Source organism: Streptomyces sp. NPDC046881 (assembly GCF_040645015.1).
Classification (GTDB): domain Bacteria; phylum Actinomycetota; class Actinomycetes; order Streptomycetales; family Streptomycetaceae; genus Streptomyces.
Map to the genome: position 1 here is coordinate 1 of NZ_JBEYXJ010000188.1, position 8,063 is coordinate 8,063.

8 protein-coding genes are annotated in these 8,063 nt (G+C 70.8%); 4 read left to right on the forward strand and 4 right to left on the reverse strand.

Translation table 11 applies throughout. The features are described from left to right. Nucleotides 1-165: 165 nt before the first annotated feature. On the reverse strand, nucleotides 166-1,362 hold the full coding sequence (nadA, locus tag ABZ923_RS40200) for a quinolinate synthase NadA (protein ID WP_361483014.1): 1,197 nt from the start codon (nucleotides 1,360-1,362) through the stop codon (nucleotides 166-168). Nucleotides 1,363-1,627: 265 nt separating this feature from the next. Between nadA and ABZ923_RS40205 the strand changes: the two genes are divergently transcribed. After that, the gene (locus tag ABZ923_RS40205) at nucleotides 1,628-1,984 is read left to right on the forward strand and encodes an iron-sulfur cluster assembly accessory protein (protein ID WP_028422454.1); all 357 of its coding nucleotides are present in this window, start codon (nucleotides 1,628-1,630) and stop codon (nucleotides 1,982-1,984) included. A 121-nt stretch (nucleotides 1,985-2,105) separates the two neighbouring features. Here the strand turns inward: ABZ923_RS40205 and ABZ923_RS40210 are convergent, their stop codons facing one another. Further along, nucleotides 2,106-3,605 carry a hypothetical protein gene (locus ABZ923_RS40210; protein ID WP_361483016.1) on the reverse strand — a complete coding sequence of 500 codons (1,500 nt, stop codon included), beginning with the start codon at nucleotides 3,603-3,605 and terminating at the stop codon, nucleotides 2,106-2,108. 100 nt (nucleotides 3,606-3,705) lie between these two features. Beyond that, the gene (locus tag ABZ923_RS40215) at nucleotides 3,706-3,915 is read right to left on the reverse strand and encodes a hypothetical protein (protein WP_361483019.1); all 210 of its coding nucleotides are present in this window, start codon (nucleotides 3,913-3,915) and stop codon (nucleotides 3,706-3,708) included. 129 nt (nucleotides 3,916-4,044) lie between these two features. Here ABZ923_RS40215 and ABZ923_RS40220 point away from each other — a divergent pair, with 129 nt between their 5' ends. Beyond that, nucleotides 4,045-5,019 (forward strand): carbohydrate kinase family protein, encoded by a 975-nt coding sequence (locus tag ABZ923_RS40220; RefSeq protein WP_361483022.1) that lies wholly within the window; start codon nucleotides 4,045-4,047, stop codon nucleotides 5,017-5,019. Between the two features lie 35 nt (nucleotides 5,020-5,054). On the opposite strand, the gene ABZ923_RS40225 is transcribed toward ABZ923_RS40220, so the two are convergent. Next, a complete protein-coding gene (locus tag ABZ923_RS40225) occupies nucleotides 5,055-6,431 on the reverse strand; it encodes an aminotransferase class V-fold PLP-dependent enzyme (protein ID WP_361483025.1) in 1,377 nt (458 codons plus the stop codon). Nucleotides 6,432-6,688: 257 nt separating this feature from the next. Here ABZ923_RS40225 and coxB point away from each other — a divergent pair, with 257 nt between their 5' ends. Both coxB and ABZ923_RS40235 read left to right on the forward strand, forming a co-directional pair. Continuing rightward, nucleotides 6,689-7,651 (forward strand): cytochrome c oxidase subunit II, encoded by a 963-nt coding sequence (gene coxB, locus ABZ923_RS40230; protein ID WP_361483028.1) that lies wholly within the window; start codon nucleotides 6,689-6,691, stop codon nucleotides 7,649-7,651. Further along, nucleotides 7,648-8,063: cbb3-type cytochrome c oxidase subunit I (locus tag ABZ923_RS40235; protein ID WP_361483031.1), on the forward strand; the 416-nt coding region annotated here is incomplete at its 3' end. The genes coxB and ABZ923_RS40235, both read left to right, overlap by 4 nt.

The following is an 8,063-nucleotide window of genomic DNA, read 5'->3' on the forward strand; positions in this document are numbered from 1 at the left end:
AGGGAGTCGACGCGGAGCGTCGAGGACCGACGACAACGCCGCAGATGTGCGTGCCAAGCCCCGCGACACCGGCAAGATCCGGAAGAGAGGCCCTATAGCCGCAGCAAAAAAAGGGGGCCGCACCACCGGGTGCGGCCCCCTTCCGCGTGTCACGACCGCCGCAGGCTACGGCAGCGCCAGCATCCGCTCCAGCGCCAGCTTGGCGAACGCCTCCGTCTCCTTGTCGACCTCGATGCGGTTGACCAGGTTGCCCTCGGCCAGGGACTCCAGGGCCCAGACCAGGTGGGGCAGGTCGATGCGGTTCATGGTCGAGCAGAAGCAGACGGTCTTGTCGAGGAAGACGATCTCCTTGCCCTCGGGCGCGAAACGGTTCGCCAGCCGGCGGACCAGGTTCAGCTCGGTGCCGATGGCCCACTTGGAACCGGCCGGGGCGGCTTCGAGGGCCTTGATGATGTACTCGGTCGAGCCGACGTAGTCCGCCGCGGCCACGACCTCGTGCTTGCACTCGGGGTGGACCAGGACGTTCACGCCGGGGATGCGCGCGCGGACGTCGTTGACCGAGTCCAGACTGAAGCGGCCGTGGACCGAGCAGTGGCCGCGCCACAGGATCATCTTGGCGGCGCGCAGCTCGTCCGCCGTGAGGCCGCCGTTCGGCTTGTGCGGGTTGTAGACCACGCAGTCGTCCAGGGACATGCCCATGTCGCGGACGGCGGTGTTGCGGCCCAGGTGCTGGTCCGGCAGGAAGAGGACCTTTGTTGCCGAGGGCTCCCCCTGCTCGAAGGCCCAGTCCAGGGCGCGCTTGGCGTTGGACGAGGTGCAGATGGTGCCGCCGTGCTTGCCGGTGAACGCCTTGATGTCGGCGGAGGAGTTCATGTACGACACCGGGACCACCTGCTCGGCGATGCCGGCCTCGGTCAGCACGTCCCAGCACTCGGCGACCTGCTCGGCCGTCGCCATGTCGGCCATGGAGCAGCCGGCGGCGAGGTCGGGCAGGACGACCTTCTGGTCGTCCGAGGTCAGGATGTCCGCCGACTCGGCCATGAAGTGCACACCGCAGAAGACGATGTACTCGGCCTCCGGGCGCGCCGCCGCGTCCCGGGCCAGCTTGAAGGAGTCGCCCGTGACATCGGCGAACTGGATGACCTCGTCGCGCTGGTAGTGGTGGCCGAGCACGAAGACCTTGTCGCCGAGCTTCTCCTTGGCGGCGCGGGCACGCTCGACCAGATCGGGGTCGGACGGCGACGGCAGGTCACCGGGACACTCGACGCCCCGCTCGCTCTTCGGGTCGGCCTCGCGGCCGAGCAGCAGCAGGGCGAGCGGAGTCGGCTGTACGTCGAGCTCCTGGGTCTGGGCGGTGGTCACGACACGCACCCTTTCTACTTTTCGTCTAACTGACGCTATCTATCATAACTGGTTCACGTCACTTTGACGATGGCGATAGCGTCGATGTGACGTGAATCCCGCCGGAGTCCCTCTTCGGGCGCCTGTCCGCCTCCCGGGGCATGTGCGAGCATGAGGAAGCAAGGAAAAAACGCGACCACGCGAATGCCCGGCCCGGAATGAATCCGCGGAAGCGCCGGTTGCACTCGTCGGCAAGCAGTCTCCGTACAACCCGGGAGAGATGTAGATGTCCGTATCGGACGAGACCACCACCGTCACCGACGGCATCATCCTGACCGACGCCGCCGCGGCCAAGGTCAAGGCCCTGCTCGACCAGGAAGGCCGCGACGACCTCGCGCTGCGCGTCGCCGTCCAGCCCGGCGGCTGCTCCGGCCTGCGCTACCAGCTCTTCTTCGACGAGCGCTCGCTCGACGGCGATGTCGAGAAGGACTTCGGCGGGGTCAAGGTCGTCACGGACCGGATGAGCGCTCCGTACCTGGGCGGCGCCACCATCGACTTCGTGGACACCATCGAGAAGCAGGGCTTCACGATCGACAACCCGAACGCGACCGGCTCCTGCGCCTGCGGCGACTCCTTCAGCTGAGCCGACGCCGGCCGGGCACAAGGCCCGGCAAAGGCAGAAAGGCGGCGGCCCCTGTCCGGGGGGCCGCCGCCCTTTGCGTCCGGGGGGCCGCCGCCCTTGTGCGTCCGGCGCCCGCGCTCCGCTAGCGCGGCTGCGCCGACGCGTCCGGACGCAGTGAGCCCGGCTTCGCCTTCGGGACCGCCCTGCCGTCGGTGCCGACCACCGTCCGCCCGTCCAGCGGGGCGTCCAGCGTCACGGTCTTCACGTACTGCCTCGCGATCAGGATGCACACCCGGTCCGGCCAGGGCTTCTCGGTGACCGTCACCGTCACCCGGCCGTCACTCTCCCGGGCCGACGTCCGGTAGTCGGCGCACACCCCGCCGTAGAAGCTCAGGTTCAGCGTCCGCCCGTCGGCCGTGTAGGAGTTCACCGGCACGCTCCGGCTCTTCCCGGGCGCCGGGGTGGGTGACGCGGGCGCGGACGCCGACTTCAGGTACGCGGGGTCGACCGCCGGGTACGTCACCGTGAACGGGTCGTCCGCCGTGGACCCCCGCACCTGGAACAGCCAGGACGGCACCAGCGTCTGCCGGCCGCCGACGGAGTGCGCGGCCAGCCCGAACACCGCCTTCTCGACCGTGACCGTGCCGGCGTCCGTCCCCGTGCCGGCCGACGGCTTCGGCGCCCCCGTGGACGCACCGCACGGCTGCTCCAGCCGGTCCTTCAGCGGCACCGGGCTGGCACACCCGCCGATCCCCATCCGGTGCTCGCCCTTCACCGTCCCGTTCAACAGGTCCAGCGTCTTCCGCGCGCCCAGCACCGGGTACGTGTCGCCCTTCACCGGCGCGGCGAGCAGCCCGTGACCGCCCACCAGCTCGCCCTTGCGGTCCACGGTCAGTCCGGTCGTCCAGCCGTAGGTGGGCAGCCCGCCGACCACCGGATCGGCGTTCACCACCCGCCGGGCGCCCATCACCTGGCTCGCGTCGAGCTTCGCGTCGGACAGCCCCGCCGCCTCCAGCACCGGCGCCGCCGCCTTCTCGGCCTCCGCCACGCTCACCGGGGCACCCGCCGGAGCGCCCGGGTCCTGCGTGCAGACGGTCACCTTCCGGCAGTTGTCGGTGCCGGGCGCGTACCGGTCGAAGCTCCAGCTGCCCGGCGCGTCCCGGTTCACCGTCAGGCTCGGTCCGGAGCCGTCCTGGCCGCCGACCCGCCAGATCCGGCCCTCGGCCACCGGCGCCCCGTCGATCCCGAGCGCCTTCGCCAGCCGGACCACCCGGTCCCGGCCGACCTCGCCCCGCGGCTCGTACACCGGCGCCGCACCGGGGCCGTCCGGCAGCTCGCCCCGCACCACGTACCGGGTGCCGTTCGGATCCGGCTCACCGGGCGCGATCCCGCCCGTGCCGGAGTGCCCCCAGCCGTCCAGGGTGAGGGGCGGGGGAGTGCCGCCGGCTCCGCCGGGAGCGGTCGCGCCGCCCGTCCGGGCGTCCGTACCGCTGTCCGCGGCGAGGTAGGCGCCACCGCCGCCGATCAGGAGGACGGCCGCGGTGGCGACGGTGACGATCACGGCGGTGGGGCGTCGACTGCTCGTCCGCCCGGCTTCCGCCCCTTCGGGGGCTTCGGAGTTCTCAGGACGCTCGGTGTTCACCGCATCGCTCCTCGCTGCTCGTGTCCCGCATCCCCGGCTGCGGGGGACGGCGATGGGACGCGGGAAGGGAGCGTACGGTTCCCGGGCGTGCGCCCCGCGGTCAGTCGCCGTAGTCGGACATCGCGTCCAGCAGTCTGGCCGAGCGCACCGGCACGTCCACGCCGTGGATGAGGGACGGCGGCACCGGCCGGGACTCGGCGTGCTCCGGAACCCCCCAGTGCGGGGCCATCCGGGCGCAGTCGCCGCGCAGCGCGGCGAGTCCGCCGTCGAGGTCGGCCGGGGCGGTGGAGGTGACCTTGAGGTTCGTCATGACCGCACCGTAGGCACGGCCGAGGGTGCGGAGAAAGAGCTACTATCGGGTAGTTTTGTCAGCTTCAGTGGCGGCTCCCGACCGGGTAGCGTGAACTGTCAATCCAGCCTCCCGCAGGAGAACCCCGTCGTGCGCATCGCAGTCACCGGCTCCATCGCCACCGACCACCTCATGACCTTCCCCGGCCGTTTCGCCGACCAGTTCGTCGCGGACCAGCTGCACACGGTTTCGCTCTCCTTCCTGGTCGACAACCTCGACGTGCGCCGCGGCGGCGTCGGCGCCAACATCGCCTTCGGCATGGGCCAGCTCGGCACCGGCCCGATCCTGGTCGGCGCCGCCGGCTTCGATTTCGACGAGTACCGGGCCTGGCTCGACCGGCACGGCGTCGACACCGAATCGGTCCGCATCTCCGAGACCCTGCACACCGCCCGCTTCGTGTGCACCACGGACTCCGACCACAACCAGATCGGCTCCTTCTACACCGGCGCGATGAGCGAGGCCCGCCTGATCGAGCTGAAGACCGTGGCGGACCGCGTGGGCGGCCTCGACCTGGTCCTCATCGGCGCCGACGACCCCGAGGCGATGCTCCGCCACACGGAGGAGTGCCGCTCCCGCTCGATCCCCTTCGCCGCGGACTTCTCCCAGCAGATCGCCCGCATGGAGGGCGAGGAGATCCGGATACTGCTCGACGGGGCGACGTACCTCTTCTCCAACGAGTACGAGAAGGGCCTCATCGAGTCCAAGACCGGCTGGAGCGACGCGGAGATCCTCGCCAAGGTCGGCCACCGGGTGACCACGCTCGGCTCGCGCGGCGTGCGCATCGAGCGGACCGGCGAGGACCCGATCGAGGTCGGCTGCCCGGAGGAGGAGCGCAAGGCCGACCCCACGGGTGTCGGCGACGCCTTCCGCGCGGGGTTCCTGTCAGGGCTCGCCTGGGGCGTGTCCCTGGAGCGTGCGGCCCAGGTGGGCTGCATGCTCGCCACGCTGGTCATCGAGACCGTCGGGACGCAGGAGTACCAGCTGCGGCGCGGGCACTTCATGGAGCGGTTCGTGAAGGCGTACGGGGACGAGGCCGGGCAGGAAGTCCGGGGCCACCTCAGCTGAGGCCGGGGGGCCCGGGGCCCGCGCCCCCGGGCCCCTCAGCTCACCCGGCGTACCACGTACGCCGTTCCCCTCTCCGCCGGCTCCTCCCCGACGTACTCCTGGCCGCGCATCTCGCACCACGCCGGAATGTCCAGGCGGGCCGCCTCGTCGTCGGAGAGGACGCGGACGGTGCCGCCCACCGGCACCCGGGTGAAGACCTTGGCCAGCTCGATGACGGGGATCGGGCAGCGCTTGCCGAGGGAGTCGACGAGCAGTTCCTCCGGGCCCTCCTGGGTGACCGGCACGGGCGCGCCCAGCTTCTCGCGCACCGCGGCCACCGCCCCGGGCAGCACCTCCAGGAACCGTTCCACGTCGGCCTCCGCCGTGCCGGGCGGCAGCGAGACCCGTACGTTGCCCTCGCTCAGCACCCCCATCGCCTTCAGCACATGGCTGGGCGTCAGCGTGCTGCTCGTGCAGGAGGAGCCGGAGGAGACGGAGAAGCCGGCCCGGTCCAGCTCGTGCAGCAGGGCCTCGCCGTCGACGTACAGGCACGAGAAGGTGACGGTCCCGGGCAGCCGCCGCTCGGCGTCGCCGACCACCTCCACGTCCGCCACCAGCTCCGGCACCCGCGTCCGGATCCGGGCCGTCAGCTCCCGCAGCCGTACCGCCTCCTGGGCCGCCTCGGCCCGCACCGCGCGCAGCGAGGCCACGGCCGCGACGATCGCCGGGATGTTCTCGAACCCGGGCGCCCGGCCCGACTCGCGCTCGTCCACCGGCCCCTGCGCGGCGAACCGCACCCCCTTGCGGACGACGAGCAGCCCCACCCCCGAAGGGCCGCCCCACTTGTGGGCGCTGGCCGTCAGCAGCGACCAGTCGCCCTCGACCGGCCCCCAGCCCAGCGACTGCGCCGCGTCCACCAGCAACGGCACCCCGGCCGCCCGGCACGCCCCGGCCACCTCGGCCACCGGCTGCACGGTCCCCACCTCGTGGTTGGCCGACTGGAGGCAGGCCAGCGCGGTGTCCGGGCGGAGCGCGGCCGCGTACCCGGACGGGTCGACGGCCCCGGCCCGGCCGACCGCCACCCGGGTGACGGATCCGCCCTCGGCCTCGAACACCTCCGCCGAATGGAGTACGGAGGAGTGTTCGACCGCGGACACGATCAGGTGGCGTCCGACCCGCCGCCGCCCGGCCAGGGCTCCCGCGACGCCCGCGTGTACGGCCCGCGTCCCGGACGGCGTGAACACCACCTCGTCCGCCCGGCACCCGACGGCTTCCGCGGCCGCCTCCCGAGCGGCGTCCAGCAGCATCCGCGCCTTGCGTCCCTCCCGGTACAGCCGGGCCGGATCGGCCCATCCGTCATCCAGACAGGCCAACAGCGCCTGCTGGGCGACGGGATGGAGAGGAGCGGCGGAGGCAGCGTCAAAGTAGGCCATACGGCAACGTTAAGACCCCGGCGGAGGCGGCCGGTCCAGGGGCGCGGGCAACGGCGCGACCAGCCACGATCGGCCCGCAGCCGCCAATCCAGCGAACCACCCCACCCAGTAGGCACCCCTCCTCGCGAACCCTCGGAGAGGGTGGGCTAGGGTTTGGTCCGCATAAACATCCAAACCCCTGCCCGACGCAGGGCGGCGACCGACCAGCGAGAAGGCCGCAGCCGACCGCGCGGGCGAGACTCTCGGGAAGGCGCTACGTGAGTCCCAACGGCTCCGACCGCTCGCCGCGGCGCCCGATGCGGCGGAAGCTGCTGCAGGCACTGACCGCGGGCCTGGTCCTGGCGACCGCAACCGGTTGCACATACAAGGACTTCCCCCGCCTTGGCATGCCCACCCCGACCACGGAAGAGGCTCCGCGGATCCTCTCCCTGTGGCAGGGCTCCTGGGCTGCCGCGCTCGCCGTCGGCGTGCTGGTGTGGGGCCTGATCCTGTGGAGTGCCCTCTTCCACCGGCGCAGCCGCACCAAGGTCGAGGTTCCTCCGCAGACTCGGTACAACATGCCGATCGAGGCCCTGTACACGGTGGTCCCGATCATCATCATCTCGGTGCTCTTCTACTTCACGGCCCGGGACGAGTCGAAGCTGCTCAGCCTCACCGACAAGAAGCCCGACGTCACGGTCAACGTGGTCGGCTTCCAGTGGAGCTGGGGCTTCAACTACATCGAGAACGTCCCCGGTTCCACCGGCGATGCCAAGACCGAAAAGAACCTGGACGCCATTCCGGCCCGGTTCAAGAAGGACTTCCCGGCGAACGCCGGCGGTGTCTACGACGTCGGCACCCCTGGCACGCGGAACCCGCAGACGAACAACCCCGGTCCGACGCTCTGGCTCCCCAAGGGCAAGACGGTCCGCTTCGTCCTCACCTCGCGTGACGTCATCCACTCCTTCTGGGTGGTGCCGTTCCTGATGAAGCAGGACGTCATCCCGGGCCACACCAACGCCTTCCAGGTGACCCCCAACAAGGAGGGCACCTTCCTCGGCAAGTGCGCCGAGCTGTGCGGCGTCGACCACTCCCGGATGCTGTTCAACGTGAAGGTGGTCTCGCCCGAGCGTTACGAGCAGCACCTCAAGGACCTCGCCAAGAAGGGGCAGACCGGTTACATTCCCGCCGGCATCGCGCAGACGAGCCACGAGAAGAACCGGGAGTCGAACGTACTGTGAGCATCCTCAACGAACCCCAGGGTGCCGCGGCAGCTGAGGACTCGTACGAGAACGAGCTGCCGGTCCGGCGCAAGCAGCCCGGCAACGTCGTGGTGAAGTGGCTGACGACCACCGACCACAAGACGATCGGCACGCTGTATCTGGTCACCTCGTTCGCGTTCTTCCTGATCGGTGGCGTGATGGCGCTGCTGATGCGCGCCGAGCTGGCCCGCCCGGGTCTGCAGTTCATGTCGAACGAGCAGTTCAACCAGGCGTTCACGATGCACGGCACGATCATGCTGCTGATGTTCGCGACGCCGCTGTTCGCCGGTTTCACGAACTGGATCATGCCGCTGCAGATCGGCGCGCCCGACGTGGCGTTCCCGCGGCTGAACATGTTCGCCTACTGGCTGTACCTGTTCGGCTCGACCAT